Origin of the sequence: Methylobacter sp. Wu1 (assembly GCF_036553575.1) — a bacterium.
In the GTDB taxonomy this organism is placed as follows: domain Bacteria; phylum Pseudomonadota; class Gammaproteobacteria; order Methylococcales; family Methylomonadaceae; genus Methylobacter.
In genome coordinates, this window is record NZ_JAZHOC010000054.1 from 49,689 (window position 1) to 66,929 (window position 17,241).

Annotated in this window: 17 protein-coding genes, 2 tRNA genes and 1 pseudogene; 16 read left to right on the forward strand and 4 right to left on the reverse strand. The window is 47.9% G+C overall.

The window, feature by feature from the left end:
• Window positions 1–118: 118 nt before the first annotated feature.
• Complete coding sequence (locus V2P20_RS10305) at window positions 119–1,300, reverse strand: pyridoxal phosphate-dependent aminotransferase (protein ID WP_331818113.1); 1,182 nt, start codon at window positions 1,298–1,300, stop codon at window positions 119–121.
• 106 nt (window positions 1,301–1,406) lie between these two features.
• Here V2P20_RS10305 and uvrB point away from each other — a divergent pair, with 106 nt between their 5' ends.
• The 13 genes from uvrB to V2P20_RS10370 all read left to right on the forward strand — a co-directional run bounded on the left by uvrB (window position 1,407) and on the right by V2P20_RS10370 (window position 13,330).
• Window positions 1,407–3,413 carry an excinuclease ABC subunit UvrB gene (gene uvrB, locus V2P20_RS10310; RefSeq protein WP_331818114.1) on the forward strand — a complete coding sequence of 669 codons (2,007 nt, stop codon included), beginning with the start codon at window positions 1,407–1,409 and terminating at the stop codon, window positions 3,411–3,413.
• A gap of 59 nt (window positions 3,414–3,472) precedes the next feature.
• A tRNA-Val gene (locus V2P20_RS10315) sits at window positions 3,473–3,549 on the forward strand.
• 66 nt (window positions 3,550–3,615) lie between these two features.
• Window positions 3,616–5,523, forward strand: a complete 1,908-nt coding sequence (gene thrS / locus V2P20_RS10320; RefSeq protein WP_331818115.1) for a threonine--tRNA ligase — start codon at window positions 3,616–3,618, stop codon at window positions 5,521–5,523.
• A gap of 22 nt (window positions 5,524–5,545) precedes the next feature.
• Window positions 5,546–6,070 (forward strand): translation initiation factor IF-3, encoded by a 525-nt coding sequence (infC, locus tag V2P20_RS10325; protein WP_331818125.1) that lies wholly within the window; start codon window positions 5,546–5,548, stop codon window positions 6,068–6,070.
• Window positions 6,071–6,231: 161 nt separating this feature from the next.
• Window positions 6,232–6,429 (forward strand): 50S ribosomal protein L35, encoded by a 198-nt coding sequence (gene rpmI / locus V2P20_RS10330; protein WP_268120784.1) that lies wholly within the window; start codon window positions 6,232–6,234, stop codon window positions 6,427–6,429.
• A 15-nt stretch (window positions 6,430–6,444) separates the two neighbouring features.
• Window positions 6,445–6,807: a 50S ribosomal protein L20 gene (gene rplT / locus V2P20_RS10335; RefSeq protein ID WP_194971872.1), complete on the forward strand. Its 363-nt coding sequence runs from the start codon at window positions 6,445–6,447 to the stop codon at window positions 6,805–6,807.
• A 146-nt stretch (window positions 6,808–6,953) separates the two neighbouring features.
• The gene (pheS, locus tag V2P20_RS10340; RefSeq protein WP_331818116.1) at window positions 6,954–7,973 is read left to right on the forward strand and encodes a phenylalanine--tRNA ligase subunit alpha; all 1,020 of its coding nucleotides are present in this window, start codon (window positions 6,954–6,956) and stop codon (window positions 7,971–7,973) included.
• A 26-nt stretch (window positions 7,974–7,999) separates the two neighbouring features.
• A complete protein-coding gene (pheT, locus tag V2P20_RS10345) occupies window positions 8,000–10,375 on the forward strand; it encodes a phenylalanine--tRNA ligase subunit beta (RefSeq protein ID WP_331818117.1) in 2,376 nt (791 codons plus the stop codon).
• Between the two features lie 4 nt (window positions 10,376–10,379).
• The gene (gene ihfA / locus V2P20_RS10350; RefSeq protein WP_020157696.1) at window positions 10,380–10,676 is read left to right on the forward strand and encodes an integration host factor subunit alpha; all 297 of its coding nucleotides are present in this window, start codon (window positions 10,380–10,382) and stop codon (window positions 10,674–10,676) included.
• Window positions 10,660–11,013, forward strand: a complete 354-nt coding sequence (locus V2P20_RS10355) for a MerR family transcriptional regulator (protein WP_020157695.1) — start codon at window positions 10,660–10,662, stop codon at window positions 11,011–11,013. Before ihfA ends, V2P20_RS10355 begins: the two co-directional genes overlap by 17 nt.
• 90 nt (window positions 11,014–11,103) lie before the next feature.
• A tRNA-Pro gene (locus V2P20_RS10360) sits at window positions 11,104–11,180 on the forward strand.
• Window positions 11,181–11,608: 428 nt separating this feature from the next.
• Window positions 11,609–12,250: a DUF4433 domain-containing protein gene (locus V2P20_RS10365; protein ID WP_331818118.1), complete on the forward strand. Its 642-nt coding sequence runs from the start codon at window positions 11,609–11,611 to the stop codon at window positions 12,248–12,250.
• On the forward strand, window positions 12,251–13,330 hold the full coding sequence (locus V2P20_RS10370) for a macro domain-containing protein (protein WP_331818119.1): 1,080 nt from the start codon (window positions 12,251–12,253) through the stop codon (window positions 13,328–13,330).
• 541 nt (window positions 13,331–13,871) lie between these two features.
• Here the strand turns inward: V2P20_RS10370 and V2P20_RS10375 are convergent.
• Window positions 13,872–14,135, reverse strand: a complete 264-nt coding sequence (locus V2P20_RS10375) for a hypothetical protein (RefSeq protein WP_331818120.1) — start codon at window positions 14,133–14,135, stop codon at window positions 13,872–13,874.
• 297 nt (window positions 14,136–14,432) lie between these two features.
• Between V2P20_RS10375 and V2P20_RS10380 the strand changes: the two genes are divergently transcribed.
• Both V2P20_RS10380 and V2P20_RS10385 read left to right on the forward strand, forming a co-directional pair.
• Window positions 14,433–15,184, forward strand: a protein-coding gene (locus tag V2P20_RS10380) for an IS5 family transposase (protein WP_331818121.1) whose coding sequence is annotated in 2 segments (ribosomal slippage) — window positions 14,433–14,748 and window positions 14,748–15,184 — 753 coding nt in all. Because the reading frame shifts where the segments join, the coding sequence is not laid out codon by codon here.
• 180 nt (window positions 15,185–15,364) lie between these two features.
• Window positions 15,365–15,827 (forward strand): annotated as a pseudogene (locus tag V2P20_RS10385) (DDE-type integrase/transposase/recombinase).
• Between the two features lie 91 nt (window positions 15,828–15,918).
• Here the strand turns inward: V2P20_RS10385 and V2P20_RS10390 are convergent.
• Window positions 15,919–16,611, reverse strand: a complete 693-nt coding sequence (locus V2P20_RS10390; RefSeq protein WP_331818126.1) for an NERD domain-containing protein — start codon at window positions 16,609–16,611, stop codon at window positions 15,919–15,921.
• Window positions 16,612–16,626: 15 nt separating this feature from the next.
• Here V2P20_RS10390 and V2P20_RS10395 point away from each other — a divergent pair, with 15 nt between their 5' ends.
• Window positions 16,627–16,965 carry a transposase gene (locus V2P20_RS10395; RefSeq protein WP_331818122.1) on the forward strand — a complete coding sequence of 113 codons (339 nt, stop codon included), beginning with the start codon at window positions 16,627–16,629 and terminating at the stop codon, window positions 16,963–16,965.
• Window positions 16,966–16,981: 16 nt separating this feature from the next.
• Here V2P20_RS10395 and V2P20_RS10400 read toward each other — a convergent pair.
• Window positions 16,982–17,241 (reverse strand): hypothetical protein (locus tag V2P20_RS10400; RefSeq protein WP_331818123.1); only part of this gene is annotated, 260 nt, incomplete at its 5' end.

Consider the following 17,241-nt stretch of genomic DNA (forward strand, 5'->3'; position numbering starts at 1 on the left):
TTGATTTAACTGAAATCAGTTGACGCTAAACCGGCTTATCCATAGGGATTATGGAGCAAAAAAAGGGCGATTGCACTCATGCAGTCGCCCTAAACAGGTATTAACGTGAATAGTTTTTTCAGATGGCGTTTCTGATGCGCTCCATGGCTTTTTCCAGATTGTCCATGCTGGTGGCAATGGAAATGCGGATATGGCCTGGACAGCCGAACGCAGAACCGGGGACCAGCGCGACACCGGCTTTTTCGATCAAATACTCGGCGAATTCAAGGTCGTCATTGATGTTGTCGAGTCTTGCGATCAGCTTTTCTACGTTCGGGAAGACATAAAACGTGCCGTCTGTACCTATGCAGTCGACGCCGTCCATTTTGTTGAATTCCGCGACGACGAAATCATGGCGCTTTTTGAATTCGACGCGCATATCGTCGATAAACGACTGATCGCCGGTCAAGGCCGCTTCAGCGGCGACTTGCGAAATCGAAGTCGGGTTGGAGGTGCTCTGTGACTGGATCGTGGTCATGGCCGCAATCAGATCGACGGGGCCTGCCGCATAGCCGATGCGCCAGCCGGTCATCGAATAGGCTTTCGATACGCCGTTCATGACGACGGTGCGGTCGTACAGTTCAGGATACGCATTCAGGATATTAACGAATGTGCCTTTTTCCCAGAGAATATGCTCGTACATATCGTCGGTGGCGATGATGATGTTCGGGAAGTCCTTGAGCACATCGCCGATGGCTTTCAGTTCATCCAGGGTGTAGGCGATGCCGGACGGGTTGGACGGACTGTTGATGAACATCAGCCGGGTCTTGTCGGTAATGGCGGCGCGCAACTGTTCCGGGGAGATTTTAAATTGCTGAGCCTGTGTGGTTTCAATAATGACCGGCACGCCGTCTGCCAGCAGCACCATGTCCGGATAAGAGACCCAGAACGGCGCGGGAATAATGACTTCATCGCCCGGATTGATCAAGGCTTGAATCAGATTGTACGAGCTTTGTTTGCCGCCGCAGGAAACCAGGATCTGCTTGGGCTGGTAATCCAGTCCGTTGTCGGTTTTAAATTTATTGATAATGGCTTTTTTTAAGCTTGGAATGCCGTCAACTGCAGTATATTTGGTAAAACCATTGTCTAGTGCCTTAACAGCGGCTGCTTTGATATGATCCGGTGTATCGAAATCCGGTTCACCCGCGCCTAGGCTGACAATATCTTTGCCTGCAGCCCGCATCTCGGCAGCTCTGGCGGTAATGGCCAGGGTAGGAGAGGGTTTAACTGCTTGCACTCTATCAGATAGTTTGATGCTCATATTACGCCGTGTAGAATCAATGTCAAAAATAACGGGGATTATACTCTGTATAATGGCCTGCTAATAGTCTGCTGTTAAAAATGATTAATTTCTTGAGATGTATTGAGTGAAAAAACAATTTAAAATTCAAAGTCGTTTCAAGCCGGCCGGCGACCAGCCGACAGCCATTAAACAGCTGGTTGAAGGCTTGGGTGACGGCGAGGTCCACCAGACGCTGTTGGGCGTCACCGGGTCCGGCAAGACGTTTACAATCGCGAATGTCATCAGCGAGGTCCAGCGTCCTGCGATGATTCTGGCGCCGAATAAAACGCTGGCGGCACAGTTGTATGGCGAGATGAAAGAATTCTTTCCTGAAAACAGCGTCGAATATTTTGTCTCTTATTATGATTATTACCAGCCAGAAGCGTATGTGCCGGCTTCCGATACGTTCATCGATAAGGATGCCTCGCTGAACGAGCATATCGAGCAGATGCGCCTGTCGGCCACCAAGGCGCTGATCGAGCGTCAGGACACGATTGTGGTCGCGACCGTATCGGCGATTTACGGTCTGGGCGAGCCGGAATCGTACTTCAAAATGGTCCTGCACCTGGTCAAAGGCGATATGATCGATCAGCGCGCCATTTTGCGCCGTCTGGCCGAAATGCAGTATACGCGCAATGATGTGGAATTGCGCCGCGCCACGTACCGCGTGCGCGGCGAGGTCATCGATATTTTTCCGGCCGAATCCGATCAGGAGGCTTTACGCGTTGAATTGTTCGATGACGAAGTCGAGCGCCTGTCGTTGTTCGATCCCTTGACCGGCGAAGTCCTGCGCCGCGTGGCGCGTTATACGGTCTATCCGAAGAATCACTATGTCACGCCGCGCGAGCAGTTGCTGTCTGCTGTCGACAAGATCAAGATCGAGCTCAAGGAGCGCCTGGAGCAGCTGCGCTCGTTAAACAAGCTGGTCGAAGCGCAACGGCTGGAGCAAAGGACGCTGTTCGATATCGAGATGATACTGGAGGTCGGCTATTGCTCCGGTATCGAGAACTATTCGCGTCATCTGTCGGGCAGAGGCCCCGGCGAAGCGCCGCCGACCATGTTCGATTATTTGCCGGCCGATGCGCTGGTCATCATTGATGAAAGCCATGTCACGGTGCCGCAGATCGGCGCCATGTACAGAGGCGACCGCTCGCGCAAGGAAACGCTGGTCGAATACGGCTTCAGATTGCCTTCGGCACTCGATAACCGGCCGTTGACGTTTGAGGAGTTCGAGGTGAAATCGCCGCAACGGATCTACATTTCGGCAACGCCCGGTCCTTATGAAAAAGCGCACTCCGGCGTATTTGCCGAACAGGTAGTCAGGCCGACCGGATTGCTCGATCCAGAGGTCGAGGTGCGCCCGGCCACTACGCAGGTCGACGATTTACTGTCTGAAATCAATCGGCGCATTGAGCTAAAGGAGCGCGTGCTGGTGACGACGCTGACTAAAAGGATGGCCGAAGACCTGACCGAATATTACCTGGAGCACGGCGTACGCGTACGCTATCTGCATTCTGATATCGATACGGTGGAGCGCGTCGAGATCATCCGGGACTTGCGCCTGGGGCAGTTTGATGTGCTGGTCGGCATCAATCTGTTGCGTGAGGGACTGGATATCCCGGAAGTATCTTTGGTTGCCATTCTGGATGCCGACAAGGAAGGTTTTTTGCGTTCGGTCGTGTCGTTAGTACAAACCATCGGTCGTGCTGCCAGAAACGTCCGAGGCAAGGCGATTCTGTATGCCGATCGCATAACCAAATCCATGCAACAGGCGATTGACGAAACCGAACGCCGCCGCGAAAAACAGCGCCGCTTTAATATTGAGCATCATATAGAGCCGGCCACCGTCTACAAGTCCGTGACCGACATTATGCAGACGTCGATCCCCGGCGCCGGCATTTCGTTCGGCGGCGATAAGAAAAAGGTGGCAGAGCTGGCTGCGGACTACAAAGTCATGTCGCCCAAGCAGTTGGGCAAGAAGCTGAAGCAGCTGGAAGAGGCCATGTATCAGCATGCCAAAAACCTTGAATTTGAACAGGCGGCAAAAATCCGCGATGAAATTAAAGCGCTTCAGGAAGAAATATTGGTTTAAAAGGTTGCATAATAAAATTCTGCCGGTATAATAGCTGGCTCTGAAGTTACACAGGCTTCAGGCGCGTAGCTCAGTTGGTTAGAGCACCACCTTGACATGGTGGGGGTCGTTGGTTCGAGTCCAATCGCGCCTACCAGACTATATAAAGCACTGCTATCGCGGTGCTTTTTTTATTGTACTAACTAACCATAGTTGACGAAAAATGCCGGTAATTACCCTTCCTGATGGCTCTCATCGCGAGTATGAACAAGCTGTTACAGTGATGGATGTTGCCCAATCCATCGGTGCCGGTCTGGCCAAGGCGACTTTGGCAGGCAAGGTGGACGGCAAGCTCGTCGATGCGAGTACACTAATCGATCACGACGCTACGCTTCAAATCGTCACGGCAAAAGACGAAGACGGTGTCGATGTCATTCGTCATTCCACGGCACACCTTTTGGCTCAGGCCGTCAAAGAATTATTTCCCAACGCGCAAGTCACTATCGGGCCGGTCATCGAAAACGGCTTTTATTACGATTTCGCCTACGAGCGTCCTTTTACTCCCGATGATCTGGCTGCCATCGAAAAGAAAATGCAGGAGTTGGCTGACAAGGATTATTCGGTCAAGCGCTATGTGTTGCCCAGAGATGAGGCGGTAAAGTTCTTCAGAAATCAGGGTGAAGAGTACAAGGCTGAAATCATCGAGTCCATTCCGGCCAATGAAGATTTATCTTTGTATGAGCAGGGCGGGTTTACCGATCTATGCCGCGGTCCCCATGTGCCGAGCACAGGCAAATTAAAGGCATTCAAACTCATGAAGATTGCCGGCGCCTACTGGCGCGGCAATTCCGATAACGAAATGCTGCAGCGCATTTACGGTACGGCATGGGGCGATAAAAAAGAACTGCAGGCCTACCTGCATCGTTTGGAAGAAGCGGAAAAGCGCGACCACCGTAAATTGGCCAAGACCCTGGATTTATTTCATGCGCAGGACGAAGCGCCCGGCATGGTATTCTGGCACGATAAAGGCTGGACCATTTACCAGCAGGTTGAGCAGTATATCCGCAAAAAACTGCGCGCTAACGGCTACGGTGAAGTAAGAACACCGCAGGTTGTGGACCGCTCCTTATGGGAGAAGTCCGGTCACTGGGATAAGTTCGGCGACATGATTTTCACGACGCATTCGGAAAATCGCGATTACGCCATTAAGCCCATGAATTGCCCCTGCCACGTGCAGATTTACAATCAAGGTATTAAAAGCTACCGGGATTTACCGATCCGTCTGGCGGAATTCGGTTCCTGCCATCGCAATGAGCCTTCAGGTACATTGCATGGTCTGATGCGGGTCAGAAACTTTGTGCAGGATGATGCGCATATCTTTTGTACAGAAGAGCAGATTCAGGATGAAGTGTCGACCTTTATCGACTTGCTGTTTGATGTTTACAAAGACTTCGGTTTTGAAGAGGTCATTATCAAATTATCAACCCGTCCGGAAAATCGCGTAGGTGATGATGCGGTCTGGGATAAGGCTGAAAGCGCGTTGGAACTGGCGCTTAACAACAAAGGCCTGAAATGGGACCTGCAGCCGGGTGAAGGTGCTTTTTACGGTCCTAAAATTGAATTCTCGTTAAAAGATTGTATCGGCCGTGTCTGGCAGTGCGGCACGATTCAGGTCGATTTCTCCATGCCTGGCCGTTTGGGCGCTACTTATATCGCCGAAGACAGCTCCAGGCAGGTGCCGGTCATGTTGCACAGAGCCATACTGGGTTCGTTAGAGCGCTTTATCGGTATTCTGATCGAGCAGCATGCAGGTACGTTTCCGGTTTGGCTGGCGCCAGTGCAGGCGGTGTTGATGACGATCACTGACCGGCACGCCGACTACGCGTCAGAGCTTGCTCGAAACCTCGAAAAGCAAGGTTTCAGGGTGAAATTAGACTTGAGAAATGAAAAGATCGGGTTTAAAATTCGAGAGCACTCTATGCAGCGTGTGCCGTATCTTCTGGTGATCGGGGATAAGGAAATGGAAGATCAAACCGTTTCAGTGCGCACACAGAAGGGTGAAGATTTAGGTAGTCTGTCAATCGGTGCATTTACCGAGCGGTTAGCAAAAGAGATTGAAGACAAAAAGTAACCATACTTTGGAGGATTAAGATATCGCTGCTAAAAAAGATGAAATACGCCTGAACGATGCCATTACAGCCAGACGAGTAAGGGTAACAGGTGTAGATGGAGAAGCATTAGGCATTATCTCGTTAGACGAAGCCAAACAGATTGCTTATGCTGCGGACTTGGATTTAGTGGAAATATCGCCAAACGCGGATCCTCCCGTTTGTAAGATAATGAACTATGGTAAATACCAGTTTGAGCAAAATAAAAAACTGGCCATTGCCAAGAAAAAGCAAAAACAGATCCAGGTTAAAGAAATTAAATTCAGACCCGGAACTGATGAAGGGGATTATCAGGTTAAGCTCAGAAGCCTAACTAAATTTCTGAACGATGGCGACAAAACGAAAATTACCGTACGCTACCGCGGACGCGAAATGGCCCATCGTGAAATCGGCATGGATTTGTTGAAGCGAATAGAAAAAGATTTGGAAGAGATAGCCACTGTCGAGCAGTTTCCCAAGATGGAAGGCCGTCAGATGGTCATGGTTATGGCGCCGAAGAAGAAAAAATAAACCGCCGCCTTTTCCACTATTTTTAAAGTTATCAGGCAGCACAGGATGTGCTGCCGAAGGCGTCATGAAAAATGGCGCGCATAATTCTTCAGGGCCATGCATTTTGCCTTGCTGGGTTATTTTCTCAGGGATCTTGTATTTATAATTATCGGAGCAAACAAATGCCAAAAATAAAAACCAACCGTGGCGCAGCCAAGCGTTTCAAACGCACAGGCAACGGCGGTTTCAAATGTGGTCAATCATTTAAACGTCATATCCTGACTAAAAAAACCACTAAAAGAAAAAGACAGTTACGCAGGCCGGCAAGTATTCATCCATCAGATGTGCGCATGGCAAAACGCATGATGCCTTACAGCTAATAAAGGAGCGGAATAATGCCTAGAGTAAAACGCGGCGTAACAGCCAGAGCAAGACACAAAAAAGTTTTAAAGCAAGCGAAAGGTTACTACGGTGCACGTAGTCGCGTTTATCGCGTTGCCAAGCAAGCGGTAATCAAAGCAGGTCAATATGCTTACCGCGACCGCAAACAGAAAAAACGCCAATTCCGTGCGTTGTGGATCGTCCGTATCAATGCGGCAGCCAGAATGTGCGGCACGTCTTACAGTCGCTTGATCAATGGTTTGACTAAAGCGAATGTAGCGATAGACCGCAAGGTTTTGGCAGACATCGCTGTACGTGATATGGAAGCTTTTGCCGAAATAGCGAAAATCGCTAAAGCAAATCAAAGCCCGCTTTGAAATAAAAAGACGATTACTCTTACTGAGTAATCTGATTATTCCCCCCTCTCCGGTCGGGGAGGGGGGGAGTGAAGGTTTTATCCTTCCCAGATTAAAAAATCCTTTTGGATTATCCTCCCCATCTACTTAAATAAGCGAGTTGAGCAGTGTCGGCCACTCTAGAAGAAATTCTCGCGCAGGCATTACAACAGCTTGCGGAAGCACAAGATCTTAATCAACTCGATCAAGTCCGTGTCCAGTATCTCGGCAAAAAGGGTTTATTTACCCTGCAGATGAAAGAACTTGGCAGACTTGATCCTGAACAGCGCCGTTCCGTCGGACAGATCATCAACGAAGCCAGGGATCAATTTCAGGAACAGCTGGAAGCCAGAAAAAATACCCTGGAGCATGCTGCGCTGGAAGCAAGGCTGTCCAGCGAGCGCGTCGATGTCACCCTGCCGGGACGCGGGCAATTTGTTGCCGGGCTGCATCCGGTGACGACCACGCTGAGAAGAATTTCCAAAATTTTTGCCGGTGTCGGCTTTAAAGTGGTCGAAGGGCCGGAAATTGAAGACGATTACCATAATTTCAGTGCCCTGAACATTCCCGAGCATCACCCGGCGCGGGCCATGCACGATACGTTTTATTTTGATGCGCATACGGTTTTGCGGACGCATACTTCGCCGGTGCAGATCCGGGTTATGGAATCCGAGCAACCGCCGCTCAAGGTCATCGCGCCAGGAAGGGTATACCGCTGCGATTCGGATCTCACCCATTCGCCCATGTTTCATCAGGTAGAGGGCTTTCTTGTCGATACCGACGTCAGCTTCGGCGATTTAAAAGGCGTGATTTACGAGTTTTTACAGGCGTTTTTCGAAAAAGACGTCCAGGCCCGTTTCCGTCCGTCTTATTTTCCGTTCACCGAACCTTCGGCAGAATTCGACGTTTCATGCGTGATGTGCGACGGTCAAGGCTGTCGTGTCTGCAAGAACACCGGCTGGCTGGAAGTAGGCGGCTGCGGAATGATCCATCCCGAAGTCTTCAAATCAGTGAATATCGATCACGAACAATTCTCCGGTTTCGCATTCGGCATGGGCGTGGAACGTCTGGCTATGATGCGATACGGCATCAACGATTTGAGATTATTTTTTGAAAATGATCTTAAATTTTTAGAACAATTCAGATAAGTTGCAGTTACGGGAAAGCTTGAATCATGCAAATTAGTGAAGCCTGGTTAAGAGACTACGTCAATCCGGCCATAAACACAGAAGAACTGGTCGAGCAATTGACTATGGCAGGCCTTGAAGTCGATTCCGTAACGCCTGCGGCAGCCGTATTCAGCGGCGTCGTCATCGGTGAAGTGCTGGAAATGGAACAGCATCCTGATGCCGATCGGCTTAGAGTGTGTAAAGTCGCTGTCGGCGAAGCCGAGCCTTTGCAGATTGTCTGCGGCGCCAGCAATGTGCGCGTAGGGCTCAAAATACCGGCTGCATTGATCGGCGCCGTACTGCCGGGCGATTTCAAAATCAAAAAGTCCAAACTGCGCGGTGTGGAATCGTTCGGCATGCTCTGCTCGGAAAAAGAACTGGGCTTGGCGGCCGATGCCAGCGGTCTCATGGAATTGGCGGCTGACGCCCCGATAGGCACCGATATTCGCGAATACCTGTCACTGAATGACACCATTATTGAAGTCGACCTGACGCCTAACAGAGCGGACTGCCTGAGCGTGGAAGGCATCGCGCGTGAAGTGGCGGTTTTAAACCGCATGAATTGGTCGCCGACGCAGGTCGAGAAAGTTGCGGTCAGTCATCAGGAATCATTAGCAGTAAAGGTCGAGGCGGAAGATGCCTGCCCGCGCTATCTGGGGCGATTGATCAAAGGCGTAAACGCCAAAGCGGAAACCCCGCTGTGGATGCAGGAACGCCTGCGCCGTTCCGGTTTGAGAAGTTTGGGGCCCTTGGTCGATGTCACCAACTACGTACTGATCGAGCTGGGTCAGCCCTTGCATGCTTTCGATGCCGACAAGCTGAACGGTGCTATCAACGTGCGCTGGGGTAAAGCGGACGAGCAACTTTCTTTATTGAACGGTCAGGTTATCACGCTTGATCCTGAAGCCTTGGTCATCGCCGATGACCAGCAGGCGCTGGCGCTTGCCGGCGTCATGGGCGGCAGCGAGTCAGCCGTCAGCGATGAAACGCAGAACGTATTCCTGGAGTGCGCATTTTTTGCGCCGCGAAGCATTGCCGGCAAAGCGCGCCGATTCGGCCTCCATACCGATTCATCGCACCGTTTTGAGCGCGGCGTCGATCCTACCCTGCAGGAAAGGGCTATTGAGCGCGCCACACAATTGATCGTTGAAATCGCAGGCGGCAGCGCCGGACCTGTTACCGAAGCAAAAGCCGAATCGGCATTAGTGAAACGTCCGGCTGTTCTGCTCAGACGTCAACGCATAGAAAAAATACTGGGTATCGCGCTGGCTGATGAAGAAATCGTGGCGATTTTTCAGCGCCTGGGCATGTCAGTGGAAGCTCAGGCTGATGGCTGGCAAATTACGCCGCCGGGCTTTCGTTTTGACATCGCTATCGAAGCGGACTTAATCGAAGAATTAGCGCGTATCTATGGCTATAACAACCTGCCGAGAAGCAGTCTGTTAATGCGCTCCGAATTAAGCAAGGCGACAGAAGCCGTGCTGGACATTGATCGCGTCAAAGACCTGCTGGTCGATAGAGGCTATCAGGAAGCCATTACCTATAGTTTTGTTGATGAAGACATTCAAAAGGCGGTGGCGCCGGATGACATATTCATCAGTTTAAAAAATCCGATTTCCTCGGAATTAGCGGTCATGCGCACCACATTATGGTGTGGCCTGTTGAATGCGGCATTGCACAATACCAATCGCCAGCAGAATCGGGTGCGTTTGTTTGAAACCGGCCTGCGCTTTATTAATGAAGGCGGAGAAACCCGGCAGCAGAAAATGCTGGCGGGCCTGGCTTTGGGAAGCGTCTATGCCGAGCAGTGGGGCGAGAAAAGCCGGAAAGTCGATTTCTTCGATGTGAAAGCCGATGTCCAGGCCATGTTTGCATTGACCGGCTGTGAAGTGCAATTTGCACCGGCAAAGCATGCGGCGCTGCATCCCGGACAGACGGCTGAAATCCTGAATCCGGCAGGCGAAAGAATAGGCTGGCTAGGCATGCTGCATCCGACCTTGGAAAAACAGTTGGGTTTCGATAGCCAAGTTTTTTTGTTTGAATTGGATCAGAACTTATTGTTAAATAAGCATATTCCTGTCTTCAAGCCGTTGTCGAAATATCCATCGGTGCGCCGCGACTTAGCCTTGATAGTCAAGGAAGAAATCTCGGCCGACGACATCATCAATGCTGTTAAAGGCTGTGCAGAACAGACCTTGCAGGACATAGTGATTTTCGATGTATACCGCGGCAAAGGCGTGGAAGAAGGATACAAAAGTGTGGCTTTAAGTTTAACCATACAAGATTATTCACAAACGCTAACAGACTCTGAGATAGATGCTATATTTAACAGAGTGTTAGACACAGTAATGAATAAAATAAGTGCAAAGCTGAGAGATTGATTTAATGGCATTAACTAAAGCAGATTTTGCCGAAAGGCTGTTTGACGAGCTTGGCTTAAACAAGCGTGAAGCAAAAGAAATGGTCGAATTGTTTTTTGAAGAAATCAAAGGCTCTTTGGAAAACGGTGAGCAGGTAAAAATTTCCGGTTTTGGAAAATTCGAACTCCGCGATAAAAACAGCCGTCCTGGCAGAAATCCAAAAACAGGTGAAGAGATTCCCATAACCGCTCGGCGTGTGGTAACATTCAGGTCAGGTCAAAAACTAAAAGCCCGAGTGGAAGCATATGCTGGAGCCGAGTAATAACAACGAACTGCCGCCCATACCGGCAAAACGGTATTTCACTATAGGTGAAGTCAGCGAATTATGCGGCGTAAAGCCGCATGTGCTCCGCTACTGGGAGCAGGAATTCGCTGAACTCAGCCCGGTTAAAAGGCGCGGCAATCGTCGCTACTACCAGCGCCACGATGTGCTGATGATCCGGCAAATCAGATCTCTTTTATACGAGCAAGGCTACACGATCGGCGGCGCCAGAGCTCATCTATCCAGTGACGACGCCAAAGAGGACTCAACCCGCACCAAGCAGTTGATTCATCAGTTGATTGGCGAACTCGAAGATATTTTGGAATTACTTAAATAGATTTAGTGCGGCAAATGTAGTATAATTTGCCGCATAGCTAGGGGTTGCGTTCGCAATCCTTTCTCAAACACTTTCTAATATTCAATACGTCGGGGCGTAGCGCAGCTTGGTAGCGCACTTGCATGGGGTGCAAGGGGTCGGAGGTTCAAATCCTCTCGCCCCGACCAATTGAATCAATGACTTACGGAAGCCTAAGATTTAAAAAATATAAAAAATCTTATTTCGGGCTAACTCTCGGGCTAACTTTTACATCAATTGAAATCTATGGATCGATGATCCATCAAGAAAACAAATGTTATCCGACTTGTTTCGTCCGACCAGTCCTACTGGAAATGTATTCGAAAATTAGACAGTACTATCCCTTAAATATTGGGAGCATTGAGCGAATACATTATTCCGAAGGATTTGCTGCAATCAATCGATGAAATAGGACAGACTATCACAACTCTCTGTGTAAGGGGGGAGTCTAAGCGCTTATCATTAACAGTGACGACTTCAAAAAATTCTCAATATTTCTCTGTGATGATAGGGCTTCTTAAGTAAAGAGTCTTAATCTCCAAGTAAAGATTAGAATAGACGAGCATATGTTTTTGCCATGATTTACAAGAATATCAATCCTGATAAAGCACTGATTTGGCGTATCCTCCATCGTGACAATTTGTCATGGATTTTGGATAATGGCTTACATTGTGCAAACTCCAAAATTTTGTCGCCGAACTATATCAATATTGGCAATCCCGATCTAATTGATAAACGTCGTCATCGGAAGGTGCCGATTGAGCCGGGCGGAACGCTGGCCGATTACGTGCCGTTCTATTTCACACCGTTTTCGGTCATGATGATGAATATTCATTCAGGCCGAGGTGTTGTACGACGCCGCAATGAAGAAATTGTAATCTTGGTTTCCAGCTTACATCATGCGCATTCTATCGGCTTGTCATTTGTGTTTACCAATGCTCACGCTTACCCGGACTGGACCAATTATTACAGTGACTTAGCGCATTTACGCAATATTGATTGGAAAATTTTGCAACACCGGGATTTTAAACGTGACGCAGATGATCTAAGAAAAATGGAACGTTATCAAGCAGAAGCCTTAATATTTAAACACTTGCCAATTGATGGAATACTTGGCATTGTATGCTATACAGAACAATTAAAACATGATATCGACAAGCAGGTTCAGGCTCGTAGCTTAGCGTTAAAAGTTTATGCCCGTACTAAGTGGTATTTTTAAATGATTACATTTACACAAGGCAATTTACTGGAAGCACCAGTAGAAGCGCTGGTCAATACTGTCAACACAGTTGGTGTGATGGGGAAAGGTATTGCGTTGATGTTTAAGGAACGCTTTGTTGAGAATTTCCATTTGTATGTAATAGCTTGCAAGGCTAAGCAGGTTCAGACCGGCAGTATGTTCGTGACCGAGGTGCATGAGTTAGGCGATGGCCCTCGCTGGATTATCAATTTTCCTACTAAGCAGCATTGGCGTGCGCCATCGCGGATGGAGTGGATTATAGAGGGGTTACAAGATTTACGGCGTTTTCTTATTGAGCAGCAGATTAAATCGGTTGCGATTCCTCCTTTGGGTGCTGGCAATGGAGGCTTGGAATGGGCTGCTGTGCGGGGGCAAATTGAGAGAGCCTTGGGTGATCTTGATGTCGAGATTCTGGTGTTTGAGCCTACTAATAGGTACCAAAATGTTGCCAAACGCACCGGTGTGGAAAAACTGACTCCTGCTCGTGCGTTGATTGCTGAATTGGTACGCCGATACTGGGTGTTGGGAATGGAGTGTAGTTTGCTGGAGATACAAAAACTAGCATGGTTTTTGGAACGAGCCATAGAGCAATTCTCGCCGGGAGATAATCCGTTAAATCTGCAATTTAGGGCATACAAATATGGTCCTTATGCTAATCGGCTGAGTCACTTGTTGAATAACTTGGATGGCAGCTATTTGCATTGTGATAAGCGGATCAGTGACACTGATCCGCTCGATGTGATCTGGTTTGATGATGAACGCAAGACTTATTTACAAACTTACTTGAAAACCGAGGCCAAAGCTTATATGCCAGCGCTTGAGTACACGGCTGCGTTGATTGATGGTTTTGAATCACCGTTTGGCATGGAGCTATTAGCTACTGTGGATTGGCTTCTCAGTAGAGAAAATGTCGCGCCTACGGTTGAGGCTATATGTGAAGGTTTGAAACGCTGGCCAGCAGCTGGCGCAGCTGAACGAAAATCTCGTCTCTTTGATAAGCACACTATTGGTATCGCACTAGAGCGCTTGATCCATGCACCTATTCCTGCATCGGTCTGAAGTAGCAGGTAGATATTTGAATATACGGAAATTGAACAAGTAGATATTTGAATATACGGAAATTGAACAAGCTTTTTTGCAGTAATTAAAAAGCAGCAGAGCTTGTAGAGCAGGGGTTATGCATTAAAACTATTTCCTACTGACACTGATTTTTTGCGCATCTGAAAAGTAGATGAGCCATATAGTCATTGTTCCAGCCGGCGTTTTGGCGCTGTCCACGCAGGCTGAATTTGTTGCTCTTATCGTTCCTGACGATATTGAGCGCCATCTTGATATGCACCATAACTGCTGGTGTAATAAATGGGATTGCCCAAGGCGCAAAAGCAACGAGTCCTATAGCTATTCCTTTTAAAACCAAATAGGTGACACTACCCGCTGAAAGCAGCTTGAGAATGCTGCTATACCAGCTTTGACATCACCTTTTGATGCCTTTCCTTCTAAATCCGCTATTTCATCCCATAAAGTTTTCATAGCTTACGCTCTATAAAAAGCAAAGCGGAGTAATTTACTGCTCTGTTATCAGTTAACTATTATCAGTTAACTATTTTGGAACGTACTTATTGTTCCCGTGAATATAATCATCCTGAGATATATATGCGTTGTTTTGTGCATCTACGTAAGGATGATAAGAAGAGTCAATTTCAGATGGATATGAACCAAACTGTAAGTCATGGGTACTATTTGCTGAATTGGAAGCTGCTTCCGCTACGTCAGAAACATCAACATCGGAGACTGTTTCTGTTACGTCAGAAACATCGGTACCACTGAATATGTCTGATAGGACATCAAGGAGTGCTTCAATCATTGTCTTAGCTCCAACTAGGAAAGCTAATCCTTAATTAAGAATATCGACCACATCCTTTTTCACTCAATTAGAATATTGTGGGCGAAGATATCTCACAATTATCATCATTAAAGTTACTCTTGCTTTATAAGAGTGTCTTTAAGAAAGAAAATTAAATATTAGGCATTTTTTTAAGAATTGAGTTCCCATAAAAAATAATTTTTTAGACCAAATTTAAATCAAGCTAGGGGGCGTTCTCAATCATATTTGATTGAATGCTCAGCTAGTGTATCTTAGCGGGCCTTTGAACTGAACCTGATGAAGCGTACGGTACTGCGCGATGATCAATGGGAGCGCATCAAAGACCTGTTGCCCGGCAAAGCCGGTGATAGTGGTGTGACAGCATCCAACAACCGCTTAGTTATCGAAGCGGTGTTATGGATTGCCAGGACAGGCTCGCCCTGGCGGGATTTGCCTGAGCGTTTTGGTTACTGGCATCGGATTTATGTCCGTTACAACCGTTGGGCGCATAAAGGCAGTTGGACAAACATCCTGGCAGCGGTGGCCAGTGATCCCGACCTTGAATACTTGATGGTGGACGGCAGCATTGTCCGAGTTCATCAGCATGGCGCAGCTCAAAAAAACAGCAGTCGGAACAGGCGATGGGCAAGTCACGCGGTGGCCTGAGCACGAAGATCCATGCGGCGGTTGATGCTCTGGGCAATCCGGTGCGCTTCTTGCTCACAGCGGGGCAAACGTCGGAATATACGCAGGCTGAAGCATTGATGGCAGGTTTTGAAGCCGGCTATGTGCTGGCAGATAAGGGCTATGATTCAGACGCGTTTATGTCCACTATCGCAGAAAGCCAGGCGATGCCGGTGATCCCTGCCAGAAAGAACCGCAAAGTGCTCAGAGAGCTTGACCGGAACCTTTATAAAGAACGCAATTGGGTTGAACGCTGCTTTCAGAAATTGAAACATTTTCGCCGCATTGCCACACGCTATGAGCGCCTCGCCAGAAACTATCAGGCGATGCTCAGCCTCGTATTGACTGTCATCCGGCTTAATTGAGAACGCTCCCTAATCAAAACGTTTTAGGTTTGAGCTATAGTCATATATGGTCCGCTTCGTATTGCAAGGAAAAATTCTGGGTTCTGTCGCAAAATCTGTCAGGCTGGGCGATAATTGCCGAATTCAGGCATTAAAATCCGTTTTAAAGGCGCTCACTATCCGAAAGACGTTATTCTCTAGATGGATGAGAGTTATATTAAAGTGAAAGGCCAAATGGGTTTGCTTGTATAGGGCTGTCGATAAGTTTGGAGATACTATTGATTTCATGCTATCCGAGCATCGTGAAGCGGCTGCCACTGCCTTTTTCAAGCAAGCGATCAATATCAATAGCAACGGACTGCCTGAAAAAGTGGTGATGGATAAAAGCGGCGCCAACTATGCCAGGCTGGAGAATATCAACTTCCTGATGCTGGCCGGTTTGATCAGTTTTGTTGAAATACTCCAGGTTAAATATCTGAATAACTTAATTGAACAGGACCACCGTTTCATCAAGAAAATCACGAACCCCATGATGGGCTTTGAGGCGTTTTACTCTGCCGAGGCAACCATCAGCGGGATCAAGACTGCACATGTGATTCGAAAAGGGCTGCTCTCTAAAGACAACATTCCCGCTTATCAGCAGCTTCTGGCTTTAGCAGGATAATTTTGCCCGAAGACAGGGGCGTCTAACCTTTTGAAATATTTGCGACAGAACCCATTAGCTCTACAAGTGACCGATTAGGCCCAGTCAGCGTCTATATTATTTGCCTGACCATTTTGCACTTCGGAAAACCTGAACATCCCCAGAACTGTTTACCCTGGTTGTCACCGCTCCGGGCTGTCCTCAGTATCATGACTTTGCCGCATTTGGGGCAGGCGTTTTCATCAATCTGGCGCTGCTTTTCCTGAACGATCGCCTTAACGTGTTTCACATGTTCCCTATGAGTTTTGAACGATGCCTTTAGCTGACCGGATGCAATCTTATGGCAAATAGCCTGAACTTCACTATCATTGAGGATCGGTTGTGTTTTGCTTTTAATAAATCGGACGTAGCCACCCAGATACACTACATTGTCCGGCATGGGCGTTTTGAAATCGCTGTCGCCGACGAAAACAACCAGGGAAAACAGTTTGTCAGGATCAAGCTCTAAAGCGGCCTGTAATGTCTCAGTGTGTTTGTAATTCTGATGCAACGGGTTCTGGAATTTGTTCGTATGCTGGTAAATTTTCTGAATCCAGGTTTTTTGCTGAGCACTGCCAAATATCCAGCCTTTCATATTTTTAGTTTCGATGACCAACACACCGTATCTGGAGACGATAACATGGTCGATCTGCGTGGTGCCGCCTTCGGTTGGAAGAGTCACGTTCTTGAACAGCGTGTAGATCTTCTTATCGAGAAAGAATCTAGCGGCTAGATTGACTTGGAGTTCGCCTAAGACGCCTTTAATAAAAGGCGAAAATCATTGACCGGCAAGCTGTTCGGCGACCGAGGCTATATTTCGAAGCCATTAGCTGAGCTGTTGGTCAGCCAGGACATTAAACTGATGACTACCTTGAAAAAGAACATGAAAGCTCAAGCCATCGATGCCTTTGATCAATTGCTGTTGCGCAAGCGCAGCATCAACGAAACGACCAATGATCAGCTCAAGAATATTGGCGATCTCGAGCACTCGCGGCATCGCTCGTTGGCCAATTACGTGTCCAATATCATCGCGAGTTTAGTTGTTTATTCCTATCAGGATAAAAAGCCGGCTCTTCAATTACGTGAGGCTGATCTACTCCCTCTTTTACAGAATGCTTAAACCGAACTCAGGTTAATTATCGTTCAACCATTTCACTGACATAGTATTTCAAAAACAGTGTCATATTTTTGGGCTTTTCAGTTGGATAATCCAAGTCAGATTGAACTTCGATTAAGAATGAGCCAATTCCCACGATAAATATTAATGCACTACCAAGCAAAATCCCCAGCCATTGAGATTTAAAATATCGATTCACTAAATACAGGCTGGTTGCTGCTGTGATGTAAAGGACAATGAGTAGTACGGGTGCTACAAAGAAAACCAAGAAACTATTAT

Bases quoted from the DNA above. Each gene is read 5' to 3' on its own strand.
- V2P20_RS10305 (WP_331818113.1), bottom strand. From the start codon at position 1,300: ATGAGCATCAAACTATCTGATAGAGTGCAAGCAGTTAAACCCTCTCCT.
- thrS (WP_331818115.1), top strand. From the start codon at position 3,616: ATGCCGGTAATTACCCTTCCTGATGGCTCTCATCGCGAGTATGAACAA.
- rpmI (WP_268120784.1), top strand. From the start codon at position 6,232: ATGCCAAAAATAAAAACCAACCGTGGCGCAGCCAAGCGTTTCAAACGC.
- rplT (WP_194971872.1), top strand. From the start codon at position 6,445: ATGCCTAGAGTAAAACGCGGCGTAACAGCCAGAGCAAGACACAAAAAA.
- pheT (WP_331818117.1), top strand. From the start codon at position 8,000: ATGCAAATTAGTGAAGCCTGGTTAAGAGACTACGTCAATCCGGCCATA.
- ihfA (WP_020157696.1), top strand. From the start codon at position 10,380: ATGGCATTAACTAAAGCAGATTTTGCCGAAAGGCTGTTTGACGAGCTT.
- V2P20_RS10355 (WP_020157695.1), top strand. From the start codon at position 10,660: ATGCTGGAGCCGAGTAATAACAACGAACTGCCGCCCATACCGGCAAAA.
- V2P20_RS10365 (WP_331818118.1), top strand. From the start codon at position 11,609: ATGATTTACAAGAATATCAATCCTGATAAAGCACTGATTTGGCGTATC.
- V2P20_RS10370 (WP_331818119.1), top strand. From the start codon at position 12,251: ATGATTACATTTACACAAGGCAATTTACTGGAAGCACCAGTAGAAGCG.
- V2P20_RS10375 (WP_331818120.1), bottom strand. From the start codon at position 14,135: ATGATTGAAGCACTCCTTGATGTCCTATCAGACATATTCAGTGGTACC.